General features: G+C 65.1%; 28 protein-coding genes and 1 riboswitch. Of the genes, 18 read left to right on the top strand and 10 right to left on the bottom strand.

Annotated elements, in window-relative coordinates; genetic code table 11:
* Positions 1-67: 67 nt before the first annotated feature.
* Together BOS5A_RS09635 and BOS5A_RS09630 are read right to left on the bottom strand one after the other, a co-directional pair.
* A complete protein-coding gene (locus BOS5A_RS09635) occupies positions 68-1219 on the bottom strand; it encodes a TDT family transporter (protein WP_007406242.1) in 1152 nt (383 codons plus the stop codon).
* Complete coding sequence (locus tag BOS5A_RS09630) at positions 1216-2088, bottom strand: LysR family transcriptional regulator (protein WP_151954929.1); 873 nt, start codon at positions 2086-2088, stop codon at positions 1216-1218. The genes BOS5A_RS09635 and BOS5A_RS09630 overlap by 4 nt, the downstream gene beginning before the upstream one ends.
* Positions 2089-2234: 146 nt before the next feature.
* On the opposite strand from BOS5A_RS09630, the gene BOS5A_RS09625 reads away from it, so the two are divergent.
* Both BOS5A_RS09625 and BOS5A_RS09620 read left to right on the top strand, forming a co-directional pair.
* Positions 2235-3302 carry a molybdopterin-dependent oxidoreductase gene (locus BOS5A_RS09625; protein WP_007406227.1) on the top strand — a complete coding sequence of 356 codons (1068 nt, stop codon included), beginning with the start codon at positions 2235-2237 and terminating at the stop codon, positions 3300-3302.
* Positions 3299-3811: an MgtC/SapB family protein gene (locus BOS5A_RS09620; RefSeq protein ID WP_007406274.1), complete on the top strand. Its 513-nt coding sequence runs from the start codon at positions 3299-3301 to the stop codon at positions 3809-3811. Before BOS5A_RS09625 ends, BOS5A_RS09620 begins: the two co-directional genes overlap by 4 nt.
* 51 nt (positions 3812-3862) lie before the next feature.
* Here the strand turns inward: BOS5A_RS09620 and BOS5A_RS09615 are convergent, their stop codons facing one another.
* Genes BOS5A_RS09615 through BOS5A_RS09600 form a run of 4 tightly spaced genes read right to left on the bottom strand, consistent with a single transcriptional unit; the run spans position 3863 to position 6947 of the window.
* On the bottom strand, positions 3863-4633 hold the full coding sequence (locus BOS5A_RS09615; protein WP_007406229.1) for an anti-sigma factor family protein: 771 nt from the start codon (positions 4631-4633) through the stop codon (positions 3863-3865).
* Entirely contained in the window at positions 4630-5139 is a 510-nt protein-coding gene (locus BOS5A_RS09610) for an RNA polymerase sigma factor (RefSeq protein ID WP_007406239.1), read from the bottom strand. Before BOS5A_RS09610 ends, BOS5A_RS09615 begins: the two co-directional genes overlap by 4 nt.
* Position 5140: 1 nt before the next feature.
* Positions 5141-6580: a YncE family protein gene (locus BOS5A_RS09605; RefSeq protein ID WP_007406255.1), complete on the bottom strand. Its 1440-nt coding sequence runs from the start codon at positions 6578-6580 to the stop codon at positions 5141-5143.
* 1 nt (position 6581) lies between these two features.
* Complete coding sequence (locus BOS5A_RS09600) at positions 6582-6947, bottom strand: DUF305 domain-containing protein (RefSeq protein ID WP_219994278.1); 366 nt, start codon at positions 6945-6947, stop codon at positions 6582-6584.
* Between the two features lie 163 nt (positions 6948-7110).
* Positions 7111-7187, top strand: a riboswitch (Fluoride riboswitch).
* Positions 7188-7210: 23 nt separating this feature from the next.
* On the opposite strand from BOS5A_RS09600, the gene BOS5A_RS09595 reads away from it, so the two are divergent.
* The 3 genes from BOS5A_RS09595 (at position 7211) to BOS5A_RS09585 (ending at position 9678) form a co-directional block, all read left to right on the top strand.
* Complete coding sequence (locus tag BOS5A_RS09595) at positions 7211-8569, top strand: voltage-gated chloride channel family protein (RefSeq protein ID WP_007406263.1); 1359 nt, start codon at positions 7211-7213, stop codon at positions 8567-8569.
* Positions 8526-8978: a DUF190 domain-containing protein gene (locus BOS5A_RS09590; RefSeq protein ID WP_204200589.1), complete on the top strand. Its 453-nt coding sequence runs from the start codon at positions 8526-8528 to the stop codon at positions 8976-8978. Before BOS5A_RS09595 ends, BOS5A_RS09590 begins: the two co-directional genes overlap by 44 nt.
* Positions 8979-9120: 142 nt before the next feature.
* Complete coding sequence (locus tag BOS5A_RS09585; RefSeq protein WP_097065254.1) at positions 9121-9678, top strand: recombinase family protein; 558 nt, start codon at positions 9121-9123, stop codon at positions 9676-9678.
* Between the two features lie 75 nt (positions 9679-9753).
* Here the strand turns inward: BOS5A_RS09585 and BOS5A_RS09580 are convergent, their stop codons facing one another.
* From BOS5A_RS09580 to BOS5A_RS09570, 3 genes are all read right to left on the bottom strand, one after another.
* Positions 9754-10257, bottom strand: coding sequence for a DsrE family protein (locus BOS5A_RS09580; protein ID WP_018251190.1), 504 nt, complete (start codon positions 10255-10257; stop codon positions 9754-9756).
* 70 nt (positions 10258-10327) lie between these two features.
* Positions 10328-10738: an ArsR/SmtB family transcription factor gene (locus tag BOS5A_RS09575; RefSeq protein ID WP_018251191.1), complete on the bottom strand. Its 411-nt coding sequence runs from the start codon at positions 10736-10738 to the stop codon at positions 10328-10330.
* Complete coding sequence (locus BOS5A_RS09570) at positions 10735-11358, bottom strand: peroxiredoxin (RefSeq protein WP_018251192.1); 624 nt, start codon at positions 11356-11358, stop codon at positions 10735-10737. The genes BOS5A_RS09575 and BOS5A_RS09570 overlap by 4 nt, the downstream gene beginning before the upstream one ends.
* Positions 11359-11442: 84 nt before the next feature.
* Between BOS5A_RS09570 and BOS5A_RS09565 the strand changes: the two genes are divergently transcribed.
* The 12 genes from BOS5A_RS09565 to BOS5A_RS09510 all read left to right on the top strand — a co-directional run bounded on the left by BOS5A_RS09565 (position 11443) and on the right by BOS5A_RS09510 (position 20233).
* Positions 11443-12360 (top strand): MBL fold metallo-hydrolase, encoded by a 918-nt coding sequence (locus BOS5A_RS09565; protein ID WP_272695613.1) that lies wholly within the window; start codon positions 11443-11445, stop codon positions 12358-12360.
* Entirely contained in the window at positions 12360-12797 is a 438-nt protein-coding gene (locus BOS5A_RS09560; RefSeq protein ID WP_170172224.1) for a YeeE/YedE family protein, read from the top strand. Before BOS5A_RS09565 ends, BOS5A_RS09560 begins: the two co-directional genes overlap by 1 nt.
* Positions 12797-13222 (top strand): DUF6691 family protein, encoded by a 426-nt coding sequence (locus BOS5A_RS09555; RefSeq protein WP_018251195.1) that lies wholly within the window; start codon positions 12797-12799, stop codon positions 13220-13222. The genes BOS5A_RS09560 and BOS5A_RS09555 overlap by 1 nt, the downstream gene beginning before the upstream one ends.
* 18 nt (positions 13223-13240) lie before the next feature.
* Positions 13241-13675, top strand: coding sequence for a TIGR01244 family sulfur transferase (locus tag BOS5A_RS09550; RefSeq protein WP_018251196.1), 435 nt, complete (start codon positions 13241-13243; stop codon positions 13673-13675).
* Complete coding sequence (locus tag BOS5A_RS09545; RefSeq protein WP_018251197.1) at positions 13672-14904, top strand: NAD(P)/FAD-dependent oxidoreductase; 1233 nt, start codon at positions 13672-13674, stop codon at positions 14902-14904. The genes BOS5A_RS09550 and BOS5A_RS09545 overlap by 4 nt, the downstream gene beginning before the upstream one ends.
* On the top strand, positions 14901-15683 hold the full coding sequence (locus BOS5A_RS09540) for a sulfite exporter TauE/SafE family protein (protein WP_018251198.1): 783 nt from the start codon (positions 14901-14903) through the stop codon (positions 15681-15683). Before BOS5A_RS09545 ends, BOS5A_RS09540 begins: the two co-directional genes overlap by 4 nt.
* Before the next feature lie 29 nt (positions 15684-15712).
* Positions 15713-16492, top strand: a complete 780-nt coding sequence (locus BOS5A_RS09535; RefSeq protein ID WP_234419289.1) for a TlpA disulfide reductase family protein — start codon at positions 15713-15715, stop codon at positions 16490-16492.
* On the top strand, positions 16489-17115 hold the full coding sequence (locus BOS5A_RS09530; protein WP_151954928.1) for a DsbA family protein: 627 nt from the start codon (positions 16489-16491) through the stop codon (positions 17113-17115). Before BOS5A_RS09535 ends, BOS5A_RS09530 begins: the two co-directional genes overlap by 4 nt.
* A 2-nt stretch (positions 17116-17117) precedes the next feature.
* On the top strand, positions 17118-17759 hold the full coding sequence (locus tag BOS5A_RS09525) for a DsbA family protein (RefSeq protein ID WP_026189135.1): 642 nt from the start codon (positions 17118-17120) through the stop codon (positions 17757-17759).
* Positions 17760-17780: 21 nt separating this feature from the next.
* Positions 17781-18668: an MBL fold metallo-hydrolase gene (locus tag BOS5A_RS09520; protein ID WP_018251202.1), complete on the top strand. Its 888-nt coding sequence runs from the start codon at positions 17781-17783 to the stop codon at positions 18666-18668.
* Entirely contained in the window at positions 18665-19621 is a 957-nt protein-coding gene (locus tag BOS5A_RS09515; RefSeq protein ID WP_018251203.1) for a c-type cytochrome, read from the top strand. Before BOS5A_RS09520 ends, BOS5A_RS09515 begins: the two co-directional genes overlap by 4 nt.
* Positions 19622-19714: 93 nt before the next feature.
* Complete coding sequence (locus tag BOS5A_RS09510) at positions 19715-20233, top strand: hypothetical protein (RefSeq protein WP_231376781.1); 519 nt, start codon at positions 19715-19717, stop codon at positions 20231-20233.
* A 40-nt stretch (positions 20234-20273) separates the two neighbouring features.
* Here the strand turns inward: BOS5A_RS09510 and BOS5A_RS09505 are convergent, their stop codons facing one another.
* Positions 20274-20678 (bottom strand): MerR family DNA-binding protein, encoded by a 405-nt coding sequence (locus BOS5A_RS09505; protein WP_101750172.1) that lies wholly within the window; start codon positions 20676-20678, stop codon positions 20274-20276.
* Between the two features lie 72 nt (positions 20679-20750).
* Between BOS5A_RS09505 and BOS5A_RS09500 the strand changes: the two genes are divergently transcribed.
* Positions 20751-21518, top strand: a complete 768-nt coding sequence (locus BOS5A_RS09500) for a glutaredoxin family protein (RefSeq protein WP_017980773.1) — start codon at positions 20751-20753, stop codon at positions 21516-21518.
* The last annotated feature ends 14 nt before the right edge of the window (positions 21519-21532 follow it).

Raw genomic sequence — 21532 nt, 5'->3', positions numbered from 1 at the left:
TCACGCTGGCGGATCGAAGGGGCATTCTGCAAGTGATCGGACCGACTGATCCGATCATCATGGCGGATCAGTTCGGGGTGGCGATGCAGGGCGAGACGAACAGGTTGCCCCGCCATGCACCGGCTAGCGTCTTGGCACCGACCAGCAGCCACATCGCCGCGAGCGCAACCGTCAGCACCGTGCCGACGATACCGAAAAACATAAGGTTCAGCGTCGTGCCGAGGCGGAAGGTGGCGACGGTGTAGACGCCGAGCGGGAAGGTGTAGCCCCACCAGCCGAGGTTGAACGGCACGCCCGCGCGCCAGTAGCGGATGGTGATAAGCGTCGCGAGCGCCAGCCACCACAGGCCGAAACCCCAAAGGCAGAGCCCGGCGACAACGCCGATCCCCTGCGCGACGGTGCCGACGCCGGCTAGCCCGTGCGCGGTGAGGATCGCCGGCGCATCCGCGCCGAGCACCAGCATGCCCAGAGCACCCGTGCCGATCGGCCCCAGCGCCAGCCAGGAAGATGCCGCCATGCTTTCATGCGGCAACTTGTGGAGTGCCATGCGCAGGATGAGGATGGCGAGGATGCCAAACGCGACCGGCACCGAATAGGCCCACAGCACATAGGAGGTCGCGAGCGTCACTATCTGCGCGTGGGGATCGGTTAGATGCGGCGCGAGCAGCCCGCCGCTGGCGCCCGCCACTTCGGCAGCAACGACCGGCAGCAGCCATACGGCGGTCATGCCGTCCAGGCTGTGCTCGTGGCGGGTAAACATCAGGTAGGGGATCAGCACGCCGCAGGCGAGCGACATGGCGACGTCGATCCACCACAGGATATGTGCGACCGGCACGATGCCATTTCCGAACCGCGCGATGCCGAAGGCGAGACAGCCGTTGATGATCGTCGCCAGCCCCATCGGAATGGTCCCGATGAACATCGACACGGTGTTGTGCCCGAAGATGCGCCGCGCCTCGTGCCCGAACATCACCCAGCGCGCGCCATAGAGGCCGGCGAACAGCGCGAAGAGCGCGATATTGAAGAACCACAACACCTCGCCGACAGGTTTAAGCGAAGGCCCGATGCCGGGCACCTGCGGCAGCGCGAGGGCAAGGATGCCCGTGCCCATCGTCGCGGCGAACCAGTTGGGCGTGAACTGGCGGATCATCTCGCGGGGGTGATCGAGCCGGCTGAGCGGCTTGAGGCCGCTGAGAACGGAGTGCGTGTCGGCAGTCATGCGACCTGCTCCTTGATGAGATCCGTCAGCGCGTCGGCCGCGCGGGTGCGATAGCGTTCCTTGTGGCGCAGCGCGTGAAAGGCGCGGTCGGGCAGCCCGAGCGGCAGCTCGACGAGATCGCCAGCCTTGAGCGCGCGCGCGACGACCAATCGCGACAAGACGGCAACGCCGGCACCGGCCTCAACGGCGGTGCGCACCGCCTCGTTGGACGGCAGCGTCATCGCTATCGTCAGCTGGGCCGGATCAAACCCGCGCGTTCGCAGCACGTCCTCGAAAGTCGAGCGCGTACCCGATCCCTGCTCACGGACGATCCAGCGTGCAGCGCGCAGCCAGGCATCGTCGATGCGTTCGGCTTCCTCGCGGCCGACCAGTACCATCGGGTCACGCCCTACGATCCAATGCGCCAGCGCCGGTTCGTCCACCTCGCCCTCGACAAAGCCGAGTTCGGCCGCGCCGCTCAGGACCTGCGCTGCTGCACCCTCAGTGTTGTCGATCGCCAGCTCGACCGCGATCTGCGGGTGGCGTTCGTGGAAGGCGGCGAGCTTTGCGGGCAACCAGTAGCTCGCGATCGTCTGGCTGGCGACGATCCGCAACGAACCACGCGCGAGCCCGGCATAGTCCGCGAGCATCGTCTCGGCATGCGCTGCCCGCCCCAGCACCGCGCGCGCTTCCTCCAGAAAGCCGCGGCCTGCCTCGGTAAGCTGGATGCCACGCCCGACGCGGTGGAACAGCGGAACGCCGTAGCGCGCTTCGAGGGCCGCAACCGCCCCGGAGGCAGCAGACTGCGTGACGTTCAGCGCCTCCGCTGCCTTGGTGACGTGTTCGCGCTCCGCGACACCGACGAATATTCTGAGCTGCTCCAAAGTCATGCAGCATATATCGCGTACTTAGATCGATACGACCAACCGTTTGATATGGTCATTCCAATCTGGATATCGGAATGGTCGGCAGCCTTTCGTCTGCGATGGTCTCGAAGACTTGAAGCGTTACGCGTGCCCGCGACGTTTGATCGTCCATGACCGATATGATCGAGCGCAGTTCTGATCCCTACAATGCCGAGCCGACGCCCGGTGCGTTGATCGAGCGGTTTCTGACGCCGCAGGCGCTGTTCTACGTGCGCAGCCACGGGCCGGTGCCGGATCTGCCCGCCAATCATCGGATCGAGGTGAGCGGGAGGGGCATGGCGAGCCGCTTCTTCTCGGTGCAGGAACTGAAGAGCACGTTTGCCACGCGCACGGTAACGGCGGTTCTCCAGTGCGCCGGCAACCGGCGTACCGATCTCCAGCAGGTCGCCAACACCTCCGGCGATCCGTGGGACGTAGGCGCGATCGGCAATGCGGAGTGGACCGGCGTACGCTTGGCCGATGTGCTCGATGCGGTCGGCGCGCCGGATGCGTCCGAGCTGTTCGTGGCGTTCACCGGCGCGGACGAGGTGGACGTGGAGGGTGAAGAAGCCTTGTTCGGGGTATCGATCGCCATGAGCAAGGCGCGGGAGCCCGACGTACTCCTCGCCTGGGCGATGAATGGCGAGCCGCTGACGCCCGAACATGGCGCCCCGCTCCGCATGGTGGTGCCTGGCTATGCCGGGGTCCGCAGCGCCAAATGGCTGACACGGATCGAGGTGCGTGAAACGCCCTCCGAGGCACCGATCCAGGCGCACGACTACAAGCTCTTCCCCGCCGCTGTGACGAGCGACACCGTCGACTGGAGCCAGGGTCTGACGATCAATGCCATGCCGCTCAACGCCGCGATCTGCTCGCCCGGTGCGGGCGAGAGTTTGGCCGCCGGAGAGGTGCGGATTGAGGGATATGCCATTGCCTATGACCGCCGTATTTCTCGGATCGAAGTGTCGGTGAACGGCGGTCGCGACTGGCAACAGGCGACCTTCGCCGATGATCCGGAGACGCGCTGGGGCTGGCGGCGCTGGATCCTTGACGCCACACTTGCCAAGGGACGCCAGCACCTTGTCGCCCGTGCCTTCGACGAGACCGGGCAGGGACAGCCCGAGCGGCCGGATACGATGTGGAATTTCGCCGGCTATCTGTGCACCGCCTGGCATCACGTTCACGTGCTGGTCGAATGATCGAAGCATCAGCGGCACCGGACGTCGCTTTCTGGATCGATGCGATTGGCCGGCTGGTGGTGGCGACCGCGGCCGGGATGGTGCTCGGCTGGGAACGCTCGCGTGAGAACCGGCAGATCATGGGCCTGCGGACGCTGGGTCTGGTCGGTCTGGCGAGTTGCATCGCCGTTCAGGCGATCGTGCATAGTGGCTTGCCGAACGTGAACGCCGATGCCGCAGGACGGGCGATGCAGGGCATTCTGTCCGGCGTCGGCTTCATCGGTGCCGGTGCGGTGCTGCGGGTCGGCCAGGGTCAGGAAGTGCATGGATTGGCGACCGCCGCGTGCATCTGGGTGACAGCCACGATCGGCGCGGCAGCAGGGTTGGCGGTGTGGCCGCTCATCATCGGCGGGGTGAGCCTTGCAATGCTCGTCCTGTTCGTCGGCGCGCCGCTGGAACGCCGCATCCGCGAGCGAGCCCGTCTGACGCCGGCCGAGACCGACAGGAAGGATGTCGAGCGCAAGCCGTGATCGCGCTGGACCGCCCGGTGCCCGTCGGCGCCGGGAGGCGGCAAGGCGCTATCAGGACACAAGCGCGGCATCTGCCTGACGCCGGACTTCATCGGCGATCGGATGCAGTTCGGCCGCGGGTCGCTCGCCCACCACACTATAGCCGATCCCGTCGACCGCCCATGTGACCCGGCCCATGGTCCCGCTGGACGTGCTGGTCATGCTCGCGGTCTTGTCGATCTGCATGGGCCTCGTCAGCACCGCAAGTTTCGACGCTTGCGGTCCGTCGTAGAGGAGCAGTGCCGCAGGGCCGTGGGGCGTCGCGACCAGTCGCCCCCCGCCATAGCGATAGCCGGCCGTGCTGAGGTCCGGGATCGTGACGCGCTCACCCAATCGAGCGGAGGTCCATCGGATCAGCATGGCGCGCTGGTCGGGGCCGATCTCCGCCGGTCGTATCCGGTCGGCGGCATAGACACGGAAATTATCACTCGCCTCGTTGGCCAGCGCCGCGATGCCCGCGCGGGGTTCGCCGCTCCACCGCGCGCTCGACCAGCCACCGCCAAACCCCAACGCCAGCAGAAGTGACGCGGCGATGGCGAGCTGCCAACGCGGTTGCCGTTGCCGTCCCCTGATCGCTGCCACGCGCATCGTCGCCGGGATCGGTTCATCCGCGACGGGGGCGAACAGGGATGCAAGGGCTCGCGCCTGCTCCGCCTGCTCTCGCACACGGGCATGCACGTCCGGCTGGCCTTCAAGATAGGCGTCGACCAGGCGCTGCCGCTCGGGCGACAGCCTGCCATCGATCCATGCGGCCAGATCGTCCTCGCCGATCGGGCTGGTCATTGCACGCTCCTCAATCGCGGCCGTTCACCCTCCCGGAGGAGGGTCGCCAGACGGTCGCGCCCCCGCGATATGCGCGACATTACCGTGCCCAGCGGCACGCCGACTACGGCAGCGACCTCCGCATAGGGCAGGCCCTCGACCGAGACCAGGAGCAGCACCGTTCGCTGTTCTTCAGGCAACGCATCAAGCGCGCGCAGCAGGTCGCGGTGGTGCAGGCCTGTGTCCTGATCGGCCGGGCGGCCGAGCGCGGCGTCGTCCACGAGGTGGAGCGGAACCGCCGTACCTCGCCGGCTATGCTGCCGCTGATGATCGACCAACAAATTGTGCAGGATCGCATAGACCCACGGGCGGACCTCCGCACCCCGTCGCTGTCGCCAGCGCCCGACCGCGCGCTCCAGGCAATCCTGCACCACGTCATCCGCCATCACCCGGTCGCGCAACCACGACCGGGCATAGCGGCGCAGCCCAGGGATCAGCGGTTCGATCGCGGCGGCAAGCGGGTCCATCTCAGTCGCGCTGCACCTGCACGATGCGCCCCGGCGCGCCGTTCACCACCTCCGCAACCGCCAGAAAGCGCCGGGGTGTCGCGGTGCTGCCCTGAACGATCTGGCGGATCGGACCCGATGCGTTGACGATCGCCGCACCTGCCGGGTTGCTCATGAAGTTCGCAAGCGGCTCTACAGCGCCGCTGCCGTCCGCATTGGCGGTCAGTACGAGCATGTAAGGCTTCTTGGGCTGCAAACCGGTAACGGCACTCTGCACGACCTGAATGATGCCCTGGTCGAAGAGGGTGATGCTGCTTGCCGTACCTTTGCCGCCAATCGGCCCCATGGTCAGATGCAGCGCCTTGCCCGCTGTGCCGAGCGGCTGGAGATTGTCGGTGCCGGGGCCTGTCGGAACTGCGTTCGACACATAGGCGATCGCCTGCGGTGCCTGTCCGACCGGCACGGTAGCGACGACCGTGTTGCCGGCAGTGTCGATCGCGGCCAGCTCATCGGAATTCTCTAGCCCGACATAAACGCGCCGGCCGTCGCCCGATGGCCAAACACCGTGCGGCATCTTGCCGACCGGAATTGTTGCCACCGGCGTGAAGTCGGACGTGCGGAACACCTTGACCACATTCTCTCCGCCGACCGTCACATACGCGAACTGCCCCTTGGCCGTGCGGGCGAAATTGACATGGTTCGTGATAGGCCCGGTATCCAGCACCTTCAGGATCGCGAAGGGTGGCCGAGCATCGAATGCGACCGTCTTGCCGATGTCCTTCAGCGTAAACCACACTTGCTTGCCGTCCGGCGTCGCGGCGATGTTGGGGCAGAAGGGGCTTGGCTGCGCCACCTGTCCGACCTGCGCGTGGGTCGCGACATCGAACACAGCCAATACCGGATTGAACGAAGAGCAGACATAGCCGTACCGGCCATCGGGAGAGAAGATCGTCATGCCCGGACCACCGGGCGTCTTGATGCGCCCCGTCTCCTTGTACGTCGTGGGGTCGAGCACGGCGATATAATCCTCGCCGCGGACCGTGACCCACACCTCCTTGCCGTCCGGCGTGAAGAACGCCTCGTGCGGACTGCGCCCGACATAGGTCGTGTGCTTGACGGTGTTGGTGGCGGTGTCGATCCACGACACGGCGTTCGATCCGATCGACACGACCGCCAAGGTCTTCCCGTCCGGCGAGAAGCCCAGGCCGTGAACCAGCACCTGTCCCTTGTAGAGCGGGGAGAAGTTCATCGGCTGGGGATCGCCGAGTTTGATGACGCCGAGCAGCCGGTTGTCGGCCGGGTCGGTCACCGACACCGTGTTGGAGAATTGTTCAGACGCATAGACGCGGTCGCGGTGGCTGACGGGCATGTCCTTAGCGTTCCACGGCGCCTGCTGGGCCATGGCGAGGCCCGGTGCGGCGCTCATCAGCAAGGCGGCCGAGCGCAGGATGGTCCGGATCATGTCAGTGCTCCATAGGGCTATGGTGGTCGCCGCCCTGCGTCGGGGCTGGCGTCGAAGGCGGTAGCGGCTGGCCGATCGCCAGCTTCATGGCGGCGATCTCCTGCTGCTGATCGATGATGATTTCCTGCGCGATGCGCTTGAGCTGCTCGTTATGGCCGTAGCGCAGCTCCGCCACCGCCATATCGATGGCACCCTGATGATGCGGAAGCATCATCGCCACGAAGTCGCGGTCGACGTCACCGGACGGCTTGACCATCATGCCCGCCATCATCCGGTCCATCGCGACAGACATCATGGTAGCGTAGCCATCGGCGGGGGCGGCCGCGACTGCGCCGGTAAGTAGGGCCGAAGCCGTCAGACCCAGCATCCAATCTCGTCTACGCATAAGCCTCCAGCGCATCGGTCTCGAAAGCGTAGACGATGCTCGTCGGGGTTTATTCCGTGGCCAAAGCCATTTTATCGGTCCTCACCAAAACGATAGTCTCATGCTTCTGCGGTTGGTTGACCGGGTCGCGGTCGGACAGCATATGCGCAGGCACGGCGATGGATTTCCGCCGGGCCATTCGGTCGAACCGCCCTCGCAAGGGCCGATGATTCCTACCAGGCGCCGCAAGGCAGCAAGGAGGAATCGTGCGCGCGACATTTCGCAATCTCTATGACCAGTTCAACATGGCAGCGTTCATTCGCGATCGCCGCACCCATGCCACGTCGGTACTGCGGTGGGCTTTGATCCTGGTCCCGATGGCCGCAGCGGTGGGAACGCTCTGCGCGGCCTTCCTGCGGAGCCTCGACGCCGTAACCCGGCTTCGCTTCGCCTTTCCCTGGCTGCTCTACCTGCTGCCGATCGGCGGGTTCGTGGTCGGACTGCTCTACCATCTGACAGGGCGCTCGGTCGAAGGCGGCAACAACCTCATCGTCGAGCAAATCCACGAACCGGGGGGCGGCGTGCCGCTGCGCATGGCTCCGCTCATCTTCTTCGGCACGGTCGTGACACATCTGTTCGGGGGATCGGCGGGACGTGAAGGCACCGCCGTGCAGTTGGGCGGCAGTCTTGCCAGCGGGTTTGGACGCGCGCTCAGATTGGATGCGGAAGCGACACGCACCCTCCTTATGACCGGGATCGCGGCTGGGTTCGGCGCGGTCTTCGGGACGCCGATTGCGGGCGCGGTCTTTGCACTGGAGGTGCTGGCGATCGGTCGGGTCGAGTATCGCGCGCTGGTGCCATGCCTGGTCGCGGCGCTGGTCGGTGACTGGACCTGTCTTGCCTGGGGCATTCATCACGGCGTCTACCATGTCGATGCGCTGGTGCCGGTCGACGCGCTGCTCGTCGCCAAGGCCGGTGTCGCCGGCATTGCCTTCGGTCTGACCGGGCTGACCTTTGCCGAGGCCAATCACGCGCTGGGCGGATGGTTGAAGCGCGTGATCCCCTATGGCCCACTACGACCCGTTATCGGCGGGCTGGCCGTGATTGCGCTGGTCTGGCTGCTCGGAACCCGCGACTATCTTGGCCTGGGTACGCTCGCCGCGACACCGGACAGCCTGACCATCGCCAGCTTCTTTGGTCCCGATACGCACTCGTGGAGCTGGGCGCTGAAGCTGCTCTTTACCGTCGTGACCCTGAGCGCGGGCTTCAAGGGGGGCGAGGTCACGCCGCTGTTCTTTATCGGCGCGGCGCTCGGCAATGCGCTCGCGCCGATGTTCGGAGTACCGTCGGGGCTATTCGCAGCGATCGGCTTCGTCGCGCTGTTCGCGGGCGCGGCCAACACACCGCTGGCTTGCACGTTCATGGGGATCGAGTTGTTCGGCGCGGCCTATACGGTGCCGATCGCAGTCGCGTGCTTCGTCGCCTACCTCTGCTCAGGCCACAACGGCATCTACCTGTCGCAGCGCGTCGCTGTGCCAAAGGTACCTGCCGCACACCTCACACCCGACGCGACCCTGCGCGATGCCCGCACGCACCGCGCTTCTCGCCGGCGCACGCGCGCCTGATCCTGTTTCCTGTCGAAAGCCCGTCATGCCCAATCGTTTCACCGTCCATCACCGCGAAGTCGGGATGCTGCGCATCTATCTGAAACCGTCCGACAAGATCGGCCCGCGTCGCTTCTGGGGGGCAAAGCCGCTCTATCGCGAGCTGATTCGCACCGCGAAGGCGGACGGCATCATCAACGCCGTCGCGCAAAATACCCATTACGGCTTCAGCAATCACGAACCGATCCGGGAGAACGGCTCGGAAATTGCCGATCCGCATCTGACGATCTGTGTCGAACTGGTCGGCGATCGCGATCAGCTCGACCTCTTCTGTCGCCGGCATGGAGATCTGATCGGCGACAAGGTGATCGTCTACAAACGACTGGAGCATTGGACTATCACGCGCAAAACTGAGCTAACCAGAGCCTGATCGGCGTTCCCGTAAAGGAACCTTCAACGGGACGGATCGGACCAGCATAAAAATGCGCCCGATGAACGCCGGAGCTTTCCCAAAATATGTTCCCGAAATATGAGTCCCGAAATTCGCTGTTCGAGTTGGGATAACGGGACTCATGCTGGTTGGTTATGCGCGTGTCTCGACGTCCGATCAGGACCTGACGCTGCAAACCGATGCGCTGACCAGAGCCGGGTGCGAAATGCTGTTCACCGACAAGGTGAGCGGCGCGAAGCTGAACCGGCCCGGCCTGATCGAGGCCCTCAATTTCGTGCGGGCCGGCGACACGCTGGTCATCTGGAAGCTCGATCGGTTGGGCCGCTCGATCCAAGGCCTGATCGAACTGGCGGCCGACCTCTCGGCGCGCAAGGTCGATTTCCGGTCGCTGACGGATGGGTTCGACACGTCCACGCCATCGGGGCGGCTGCTGTTCCATATCCTTGCCTCGGTTGCGGAAATGGAGCGCGAGCTGATAAAAGAACGGACCATCGCCGGCCTAGCGGCAGCGCGTGCCAAGGGTGGCACCGGCGGGGGTCGCAAATCGGTGATGACGCCAGACATGCTCGACACTGCGCGCAAGCTGCTGGCGGCGGGCGACAGCCCCGCCAAGGTCGCCAAACTGCTGCAAGTCGGCCGCTCGACCTTCTACCGTCACTTCCCAGCCGGCGAACGATAGCTGGTGTCACAACCGGACGGTTGTGACACCGGCCGCGTTACGGACTGGAATGATAAAACAGGAAGTTCGGTACGATCAGTCAGGGATCAGCGCCCAACCACGTATCTGCAATGTCGCCATTGTGGTGAGAGCCGAGACATCGACTTCGATAGCCTTATCGACCGTGACCGGAGCGATCCCATTCCCGACTAAAGCCTGGCTGCACACTCGAACGGACACGCCTGCCCGCCTTAGCGCCGCTATCAAGGCAAGATTGGGGTTCGTCGTGGCACCGGTTTTCGTCGCATATGCCTCATCATCGGCAATAATCGGTGTCGCCGGCCCGTGGACGATCACGATCACATCTCCCTGTGCCGGCCGCACGCCGTCCGCCCCGAGCAGGTTCAGGAAGCGTGCGACCTTCTCCAGCGAGGGATTGACCTTGTCGGGAGATGACGCCGCCTTCGTCACACTGAACAGCACACGATATCGCAGCGAGTGGTCCGGCCGCTCAACCGCGCCTTCTACCGGCGTGATCCTGCCATAGCCGGCAATCACGGGTTGTTGCGCGGTGACGCCTGCTGACCCGGCACTGCTCATGACGGCCAAGCATCCTGCAACTGCGATAGCGGGAAGCCGCATCTGGTTTGTCCTTTCGAAACCGGAATGATTATCCGACCCTCGCAAATACGGCTGCGCCTATATTTTGCGGCCGCGTGGCAGCCGACGCCCCGCGCGCTCGCGACGGTCGGGAAGCGGGCGCTGCCTCATGCACGGCTAGATCATCGGCGCCGAATATCGCCTCGAGCGTGCGCACGCACATTGCGGCTGCGTCATCGGCGAGCCGGTAATGGACCTGCTTTGCCTCGCGTCTCGTCTTCACCAGCTCGGCGCGGCGCAGCTCGGCAAGCTGCTGGCTGAGGGCCGGCTGGGTCACGCCGGTCGCAGCCTCTATGTCCGCAACCTGCCGCTCACCGCCCAGCAGATAGGACAGGATCATGAGGCGCTGGGGTTGAGCGAACACGCGCAGCTTTTCGACCGCCGCATCGGCGATCGCGCGGGATTGATGGATCGCCGTCATCGATCGGCCTTCAACTGATGAAACCAGTCGGCACCGGCGCTGCACGGCAAGGCGGGCGGGAGCAGGACGTCGTCACCCGGCTGCCAGTCGGCCGGCGTATAGGCCTGCCCATCGGCCGATCGCTGCAATGCCCTCACCGTGCGGAGCATCTCGTCGACCGATCGCCCGACGTTCATCGGATACCAGTTGAGCGCACGGATGATGCCCTCAGGATCGATGAAATAGGTCGCGCGCACGGCCGAGGCGTCGCCGGCCTGTTCGTCAAGCATGCCATAGGCGTAACCCACCGCCATCGACGGGTCTTCCACGACCGGGAACGGCACCTCTACACCGAAGACATCCTTGATCGCGCGCAACCAGGCGACATGCGAATACAGGCTGTCAACCGACAGCCCGAGCAAGGCGCAGTCGAGCTCCTCGAATTGCGGTGCGGCCTTCGCCAGGGCCACGAACTCGCTGGTGCAGACCGGCGTGAAATCAGCCGGGTGCGAAAAGAACACGACCCAACGACCACGATACTGATCGAGCGACATCGCGCCCTGCGTCGTGCGGGCGGTGAAATTCGGGGCCGCGTCCCCGATGCGCAACGAGCGCGGTACGTCTGCATCCATCGTTTCCATGCTTTTCAGATGGCACGGGCAGTCCGTTGACGCAAGCGGATTACACAACTACATAAACCATGAAATCAATAATTGGAGGCGATCGTGGAATCGGCGTTGAATGAGGCAGTTGCGCAGATTGAACGTGCGAAGGCGGCGGTAGCGCCGGTCGTTCACTCGTTCTTCGACGAGCCGACCAACACCGCGACCTACGTCGTCTGGGACCCCGCCACGCGAAAGGCGGCGATCGTTGACAGTGTCCTGAACTTCGACGCTGCGGCCGGTCGCACCAATACGGCGTCGGCGGATGCAGTAATCGCTTATGTGCGGGAGCACGGCCTTTCGGTCGACTGGCTGCTCGAAACCCATGCTCATGCCGACCACCTGTCTGCGGCGCCCTATCTGCAAAAGGCGCTGGGCGGTCAGCTCGCGATCGGCCGCGACATCATTCGCGTGCAGAACGTCTTCGGCAAGATTTTCAACGCCGGCACCGACTTCGAACGGGACGGCTCCGAGTTCGACCACCTGTTCGACGATGGCGACCGTTTTACGATCGGCGACATCGAGGCCATCGCGCTGCATGTGCCGGGGCACACCCCCGCCGATATGGCCTATGTCATCGGCGACGCAGTCTTCACCGGCGATACCCTGTTCATGCCGGACTACGGCACCGCACGCGCAGACTTCCCCGGTGGTGATGCGCGCCAGCTATTCCGCTCGATCCGTCGACTGATGCAGTTGCCCGACGAGACGCGGCTGTTCCTGTGCCACGACTACAAGGCTGCGGGGCGCGACCGGTATGTCTGGGAGACGACCGTGGGCGCGCAGCGCGTCGGCAACGTCCACGTTCATGAGGGGGTGGACGAAGACAACTTCGTCGCGATGCGCACCAGTCGGGACGCCACCTTGTCGATGCCCAAGCTCATCCTGCCATCGGTGCAGGTCAATATGCGCGGCGGCCATCTGCCGGAGCCGGAAGTCAACGGCACCCGCTACCTCAAGATTCCACTGGATACGCTGTGATGCCCGGATTTCCCCATGCCATGCCGCTTGCCGGCTTCATCGGCGGCCTGATGATCGGGTTCGCTGCGGCGATCATGTTGCTGGGCAACGGCCGCATCGCCGGGGTCAGCGGCATGTTCGCGCGTGTCCTCGCTCTCTCTGAAGGGGGAGCGCCTTGGATGATGGCCTTGCTTTTCACGGCGGGGCTGCCCCTGGGCGCGGCGCTGACCGCAGCCAATGTGAATGTGGAAGCTCGCTTCCCGACGTCGCTCGGGCTGATCGCCGTCGCCGGGCTGATCGTCGGGATCGGGACGCGGCTCGGCGCGGGGTGCACCAGCGGTCACGGCGTCTGCGGCCTGTCGCGCCTGTCGCCGCGGTCCATCGTCGCGACCGGCACGTTCATGGCGACCGGCATCGCCACCGTGACCCTCATGCGTCTCGCGGGAGTGGTATCGTGATGCGCCAGAGCCTTCTTTCGCTCGTCAGCGGCACGCTGTTCGGCGCCGGCCTCGCCGTGTCCGGCATGATCGATCCTGCGCGGGTACGGGCGTTTCTCGACGTCGCCGGTGCCTGGGACCCGACCCTGGCATTCGTCATGGCGGGAGCGATCCTGCCGATGGCGATAGCCTGGCTCATCGTGCGTGGACGCTCTACGCCGATCGTCGCGGAGCAATTCCATACGCCGGCCACGTCGCCGATCGACGCGCGCCTCCTCGGCGGTGCCGCCCTGTTCGGCATAGGCTGGGGCCTTGTCGGCCTGTGCCCCGGCCCCGCCATCGCCGCGCTCGCGATCCAGCCTGCCCCCGCGCTGCTCTTCACCGCTGCAATGGCGCTCGGCGCAGCCATCCACCGCTTCGCACTCATCCCACGCCGTTCGGCGTGACCGGACAGGAGACATTACATGGCCTTCAAGAAGATCACACCGTCCTTCTCGGCTGCTCCCCAGCTCACCCGGGATGATGTCGCTGCCGCCGCACAGGCGGGGTTTCGCTCGATCGTTTCGAGCCGGCCAAATGGCGAGGAGCAGGGACAGCCGAGCGCACACGAGATGGCCCGGATCGCCGAAGAACACGGCCTTGCGTTCGCCCATGTCCCGATCGTGCCGGGCAAGGCGACCGATGCCGATGCGGACCGGATGAAGGAAGCGCTGACTGCGCTGCCGGGACCGACGCTCGGCTTCTGCCGAAGCGGCACGCGGGCGGCTACCCTATGGGCGCTGGCGGAGGCGAGTCATGCCGATCCCGAAACGATCGTCGGTCAGGCCAAGGCAGCCGGGTACGACCTGGCCGATCTGAAGCCGGCGCTCGCTCGCCGGTCCGAAAGAACCGGCAAATGACCTACGACATCGTCATCATCGGAGGCGGAGCTGCGGGCATCGCAACCGCCGCCAGCATCCTGAAACGTAACGCCAAGGTGTCGATCGCGGTCGTCGATGCGGCCCGGGACCATTATTACCAGCCCGGTTGGACGTTAGTCGGGGCAGGCGTTTTCACCCCCGAACAGACCCGCAAGGCCGAAGCCGATGTCATGCCCAAGGGCGTCGAATGGATCCGGCTGCCGGCGATCACCATCGACCCCGAGCGTCAGGCGATCACCCTGGGCGACGGGGATACGATCGCCTATCGTGTCCTGATCGTCGCCCCCGGCCTGCGTTTGGCGTGGGAGAAGATCGCGGGGCTTACCGAAGCGTTGGGCCGCAACGGGGTCACGTCCAACTACCGCTACGATCTGGCGCCCTACACCTACCAGCTTGTCCAGGAATTGCAGCGGGGACGCGCGCTGTTCTCGCAACCGCCGATGCCGATCAAGTGCGCCGGCGCGCCTCAAAAGGCGATGTACCTGTCCTGCGACATCTGGCGCGAACGCGGTGTTCTCCCCGCGATCGACGTCGAATTTCACAACGCCGGTGCGGCGCTGTTCGGCGTCGCGACCTATGTCCCTGCGCTGATGGAATATGTCGAGAAGTATAGGATCAACCTCAAGCTCGAATCCAACCTCGTCGCGGTCGACGCCGATCGGCGTATTGCCACCTTCGAGCGCAAGCAGAACGGTGTCAGCGAGCGGATCGAGCGCGGGTTCGACATGCTCCACGTCGTGCCGCCGCAGGTGTCGCATGACGTCGTTGCCAAAAGTTCGCTCGCGGCGGCAAACGGCTTCGTCGAGGTCGATGAGGCGACGCTGCGCCACAAGCGATACGACAACGTCTTTGCCTTGGGCGATGCTGCGGGGACGAGCAATGCGAAGACGGCTGCGGCAGCCCGCAAGCAGGCACCCGTGGTGGCGGTCAACGCGCTCGCCGCACTCGAAGGCAAGCCTCCTGTTGTCGACTATGACGGCTATGGGTCGTGCCCGCTCACCGTCGAGCGCGGCAAGATCGTCCTCGCCGAGTTCGGCTATGGTGGAAAACTGCTCCCCAGCTTTCCGTCGTGGCTGCTGAACGGCACGCGCCCGACGCGCGCTGCCTGGTTCCTGAAGGAGCGGATGCTGCCCCCGATTTACTGGCAAGGCATGCTGAAAGGCCATGAATGGATGGCGGCTCCGCATAAGATCGGCAAAGCGGCATGACCCTCGAACCGATCCAGTATCTGCTGGGTGCGTTATCCGGCAGCCTGGTGGGCTTTACCCTCGGGCTTGTCGGCGGGGGCGGCTCGATCCTCGCCGTCCCACTCATGGTCTATCTGGTGCGCGTGCCCGACGCCCATCTCGCCATCGGCACGAGCGCGTTCGCCGTCGCGGCTAACGCCGCCACGGGGCTGATCGGCCATGCAAGGGCGCATAACGTCAAATGGCGCTGTGGCGGCATGTATGCGACCGCCGGCGTCATCGGCGCCCTGTTCGGCTCTACCGCGGGCAAGGCCGTCGACGGCGGCAAGCTCCTGTTTCTGTTCGCACTGGTCATGGTCGTCGTCGGCGTCCTGATGCTGCGCGGGCGCGGTGACACGGGCAACCCGGGGGCGGAGTGCAACCGGGAAAAGGCGCCGAAGGTGCTGGGCTACGGCCTCGGCACCGGTCTGTTCTCGGGCTTCTTCGGCATCGGCGGGGGCTTTCTGATCGTCCCCGGCCTGATCGGATCGACGGGCATGCCGATCCTGAACGCCGTCGGCACGTCATTGATCGCCGTCACCGCGTTCGGGCTGACGACGGCCGCCAATTACGCATTTTCGGGTCTGGTGGACTGGCCGCTGGCTTTCGTGTTCATCGCCGGTGGAGTTGTCGGCGGCTTGATCGGCACGCGCATCGCGAAGCGCCTCGGTACGGGCGGCACGCTCACCACGGTCTTCGCCGTCCTGATCTTCGTGGTGGCGGCCTACATGCTCTGGAAAAGCGCGGCCGCGTTTCTCTGATGGCGGGTGCGATTGCCATCGGGCCGCTGATGCTGGCCGTCGATCGCGGGCTTGCCGTGCTGTGCATCGTCGTGTTCCTTGGCCTCACGACACTGGCCGGTCGGTTCCGCTTCCCTCGCGTATCGACGGTCTCCACCAGCGCCATCGTCGCTGGACTGGTCACGGCACGGATCGGTTACGTCGCAGCGCATTGGTCGAGCTACACCGGCGCTCCGCTGTCCATCCTTGCCGTGTGGCAGGGTGGCTTTTCCCCCGTTGCAGGGCTTCTGGGCGCTGCGGCGATGCTGGCGATCCGGCTTGGCCGCTCAAGCGCGCTGGCGGCAGGCTGGGGAGCGTTGGCTGTTGCGGGTGGCCTCTGGTTCTCGCTTCAGGCGCTGATCCCTCCCGTGACCTACGGCCCGTTCCCCTATCATCTCAACCTGACAACCCCGTCCGGCGCGCCGCTTCCACTCGATCGCTTCCGTGGCAGGCCCTTCGTGGTCAACCTGTGGGCGACATGGTGCGGTCCGTGTCGGCGTGAGCTGCCGATGCTCGATGCGGTTGCGTCGCGCCCTGGCGAGGTCCCGATCCTTCTTGCCGATCAGGGCGAGGCGCAAGCGATCGTCAGCGGTTTTCTCGGCCGTGAAAATATCGGAGCGCGCCATGTCGCGCTCGACCCCGATCGTGGCCTTTCTCAAGCCCTGAAGGTGGCGGGGTATCCCGCAACGGCCTTCGTTGCGGGCGACGGCACGATCGTACAGCTCCAGCTCGGTGAATTGTCACGCGCTGCGCTCGCCGATGGAATCGAATTAGCAAGGAAACACCGATGAATCGTCGCAACCTGTTGTCTCGGGGCCTCCTGGCCGCGCTTGCCTTCGCCGCGCCGATCACGCCTCTCATGGCCCAGCAGCCCGATCTGTCGCGCAAGGCGGTCGTTGACGATCCCGTGGCTTCCAAGCGCGCCGGCAGGACCTACGACGTCACGGTTGTCGAGTTTTTCGACTATAACTGCCCCTATTGCCGTCGCATGGAGCCGGTGCTGAACGCCCTGCTTCGCTCCGACCCGAAGGTACGGGTCGTGTACCGGGACTGGCCGATCTTCGGACCTGCCTCGCGTGAGGCGTCACGCGCGGCTGTCGCGAGCCAATGGCAGGGCAGGCATGCCGCCTTTCACGAGGCCCTGATGACCTCGCCGGCGCGGCTCGACAGCGCGGGCGTCAAGGCAGCGGCTGCCAAAGCCAAGGTCGACTGGCCCCGTCTGCAACGCGATTTGAAGAACCGTGGCGCCGAAATCGACGCGCTGCTTACGCGCACCGATAGCATCGCCCAGGCGATCGGTTTCAACGGAACACCAGCGCTGATCGTCGGCTCGCAGGTCGTCGCCGGTGCTGTCGATCTCCCGACGTTGCGTCGTCTCGTCGCGGAAGCGCGCAAAAAACCAGCGGCGCGCTGACCATGCCCGGGCCGCTCAATCGGAGACAGCTTGCCGGCTTGGGCGCGGTGGTCGTGGGTGGTTGGGCAGTCGGGCAGGTTCTACGGCGTACCGCCCCGATCGGGCGCGACGTCGGGCCGACCGCCGACCTGATCCTTGCCGGTAACGGCTCGCCCGAGGACGGACCTGCCGATGCTACGCTCCGGCTTGCCGTGTTCACCGACTATCGTTGCCCGGCCTGCCGTCATGGATTTTCCGCCCTGGAAGAGGCTGTGCAACGCGACGGCAAGGTGCGGGTCATCTACAAGGATTGGCCCATCTTCGGTCCGCCATCCGAACGTGCCGCAAGCGTGGCGCTCGCGTGCGCCGAACAGGGAGTTTACCCGACCGTCCATCGTGCGTTGATGACGGACAGCCGCACGATCGACGACGACGTGTTGCGGGACGTCGTGATGCGCGCTGGCGGCGATTGGCTGCGCGCGATGACCTGGCTTGCCGCCCACGCGGACGCTGTCGCAGCCCGCCTGCGGGCGAACGGACAGGAAGCCTATTCGATCGGACTGGCGGGCACCCCGGGTTATCTTGCCGGTCCCATGCTGGTGATGGGCGCGATCGACGCCAGCGATTTCCAACGGCTGTTCGCGCGTGCGCGGGAAGAAAGCTGACGATGCGAGAGGATACGAAACATGATCGAGTATAATCACAAGGGCATGACGGTTGCGTCGCTCCATGACGAGCGCACCGGCAGCTTCCAGTATGTCGTGGTCGACGAAGCCACGAAGACCGCCGCGATTATCGATCCGGTCCTCGACTTCGATCCCCGTGCCGGTGCGACCGCAACCGACAATGCCGATATGATCCTCGAATATGTCCGCGCCAAGGGACTTACTGTGGAATGGGTGCTCGATACCCATCCCCATGCCGATCACTTCTCGGCCGCGCCGTATCTCGCGGAAAAGACAGGGGGCAAAACCGCGATCGGCACCAAGGTCGTGGAGGTGCAGAAGCTCTGGCAGGACATCTACTGCCTGCCTGACCTGCCCGTCGATGGTAGCCAGTGGGATCGCCTGTTCGCCGATGGCGAGCAGTTCAGGATCGGCTCGCTCGACGCGCACGTCATGCTGTCGCCCGGCCACACGCTCGCCTCGATCACCTACGTCGTCGGCGACGCGGCGTTCGTCCACGACACGCTGATGGTGCCCGACAGCGGCACCAGTCGGGCTGACTTTCCAGGCGGCAACGCGCGCGCGCTGTGGCGCTCGATCCGGGCGATCCTCGAACTGCCGCCCAGCACCGCGACCTATGTCGGCCACGACTACGGCAAGGACGGGCGCGAAGTCTTTGGACGATCGACCGTGGCGGACCAGCGTCGTGACAACATCCATGTGCACAACGGCATCGGTGAGGCCGAGTTCGTCGCCACCCGCGAGAAGCGCGACGCAACCCTGCCGCTGCCGGACCTGATGCTTGCCGCGCTCCAGGTGAACATCCGCGGCGGTCGCCTGCCGGAGCCGGAGGCGTGCGGCACAGCGTTCCTCAAGGTGCCGCTCAACCACTTCGGCGCGGGCAAATGACCGAACCAACGCCGCCAACGCCCGGTGATGATGGCGATGCCCAGCGTATCATCTTCGCCATTACCGCCGCGCTGCTCGTCCTCGTCGTCACCTACAAGGTAGGGCAGTCTGACGCGCCCGTGCAGGCACCCGTCGAGGTAGCAGCGGACGCCGCCTTTTCGCCACCGGCGGAAAGCACCATCCCCGCCGGGCCGGACGGCGACGCGATCCGGCGCGGTCGACTGATCTTCACCGCGAGCGCGGCTCATGCCGGCCAGTACGTCGGCAACGGCCTGACGTGCAGCAACTGTCACCTCGATGCCGGGCGGAAGGCCGATGCGTCCCCGATGTGGGCGGCCTGGGTCAGCTACCCAGCTTATCGCGCGAAGAACGGCCGGGTGAACACGATGGAGGATCGCATCCGCGACTGCTTCCTCTACTCGATGAACGCGCCCGCCTCGAAAGCCGGCGCCCCGCCGCCCTATGGCGACGATATCTACCGCGATCTCCAGAGCTATTTCGCCTGGCTCGCGACCGGCGCGCCATCCGGCAAGCCGCTGCCCGGTCGCGGGTTCATAAAGCTCGCCACAACCCCGATCGGGCACGATCCGGTTCGCGGCGCGATTGTGTTCGCCGGCCAGTGCGCATCATGCCACGGTGCGAACGGCCAAGGGCAGGCGAACCCGGACGGCAGCTATACTATCCCGCCGCTGTGGGGAGCGCGCTCCTACAATTGGGGTGCGGGCATGACCGGGCTGGCGTCGGCTGCCGGGTTCATCAAGGCCAACATGCCTTATGGTGAGGGCAACACGCTGACGGATCAGCAGGCGTGGGATGTCGCCGCCTATGTCGATAGTCGCGAGCGACCCCGCGATCCGCGGCAGACCGGGACTGTCGAGAGCGCACGTAAGCAGTTTCACCCCAAAGGGGACTATTATGGTCAGGAGATTGACGGAAAAATGCTTGGCAGCTGATCGCTCGGCTTCCTAACCAGTGTCACAACCGAACGGTTTTGACACCATTCCTTGAGTAGCCAAGTCAGCTAATCGCTTAGTGACCTAGCCGTAATGGATAAGTTGAGTCACTGCTGTTTTCTGCTTTCGTTCTCCACGATACTGAATCATAGAATTGTTATGCCAATCGCGCGTGAACATCGCTGGCTCTACCCGATTGACTGGCGTGAACTATCTGCCTTCATCCGGTTTGGCCGCGCCAAAGGACGCTGCGAACATTGTCAGCGCCCGCATGGTCGTCATGTGCTGCATCTGGGCGATGGTGTTTGGTGGGATGAGGACATAAGCAGGTGGCGCAACGGGCAGGGCAGGTGCGTTCGCCGCCTGCCGCCGCCCGACGCCCTCTTATGCGCGCAACCTGGCTTCGTCGGCATTGATCCACCTTCACAAGTGCGGATCACGCGCGTGGTTCTTGCTAGCGCGCATCTGAACCATGATCCGAGCGATAACCGACCACGCAACCTCGCTGCACTCTGCCAGCGGTGCCACATGCGCCACGACGCCAGCGAGCATCGCCGACGTCGGTGGATCAACGCCTTCCGTATGCGTGCGATCGGCGATCTATTTGCCTGATCCGAAATCTCCTGCTGACCGCCTGGGAGCTAATCAAAGATCACTCAGTCGGTGAATCGAACGCTGTCAGGATTGGGCACGGCCCTGCCGATCCCGAGCCGCACTCGCTGGCAAGCCGACGCAGCGAAGCACGCGCCTGTTCAAGCTCGGCGATCTTCGCATCCAGCGCCGCCATCTGCTCATGGGCGAGCTGGCGCGCACGCGCGCGATCGTCGGTCGCATCCAGCGCCAGAAGCTCACCGATCTGCTCGAGCGTGAAACCGGCTGCCTGCGCCGAGCGGATGAAGCGAAGGCGGCGGGCGTCATCGGTGCCGTAGCGCCGGATGCCGCCTCCGGCGCCAGCCCCGGTCGGCCGGTCTGGCTCGTCCAGCAAACCGCGACGCTGATAGTAGCGCACCGTTTCGACGCCGACGCCGCCCTCGCGCGCGAGCGCCGCGATCGTCATGCCGGTCATGCCTTGACTCCGTACTATGGTACGGACCCTATATAGGCGGGGCGAGGATATTGGAGAAGCGGCATGGCGAGCGCCCCCGCCAAACAGGCGACGATCTACCGGATGGTGATGCCGGAACATACCTGCCCTTTCGGGCTGAAGGCGAAGGATCTTCTGCGCCGGGAAGGCTATGCGGTCGATGACCATTGGCTGATGACGCGGGAAGAAACCGACGCTTTCAAGGCGAAGCACGGCGTCAAGACGACCCCGCAGATCTTTATCGCCGGGGAGCGGGTCGGCGGCTATGACGATCTGCGCCGCTTCTTCGGCAAGATGGTCCGCGACCCCAAGGCCGTCACCTATCGCCCGGTGATTGCCGTGTTCGCGATGACGGCGCTGATGGCGCTCGCCGCCAGCTATGCGGTACTCGGCACGCCCTTCACGGTGCGGGCGGGTGAATGGTTCATCGCGTTCTCGATGTGCGCTCTGGCGATGCTCAAGCTCCAGAACGTCGAGAGCTTCTCGAGCATGTTCCTCAACTACGATCTGCTCGCGAAGCGCTGGGTGCCCTATTCCTATGTCTATCCCTACGCGGAAGGAGCGGCGGGCGTCCTGATGGCAGCCGGCGCGTTGACCTGGCTGTCGGTGCCCGTCGCGCTCGTTATCGGTACGATCGGCGCGGTGTCGGTGTTCAAGGCCGTCTACATCGACAAGCGTGAGCTGAAATGCGCGTGCGTGGGCGGGGACAGCAACGTGCCGCTCGGCTTCATCTCGCTCACCGAAAACCTGATGATGGTCGCGATGGCGCTGTGGATGATCGCTGCGCCGCCCGTGCTGGCGATGGCGCACTGACGCGAAGGTCGGCA

The organism is Sphingomonas sp. EC-HK361, assembly GCF_902498785.1.
Lineage (GTDB): Bacteria > Pseudomonadota > Alphaproteobacteria > Sphingomonadales > Sphingomonadaceae > Sphingomonas.
Note: the sequence above shows the minus strand (reverse complement) of the source record. Positions and strands in the feature narration are given on the sequence as shown.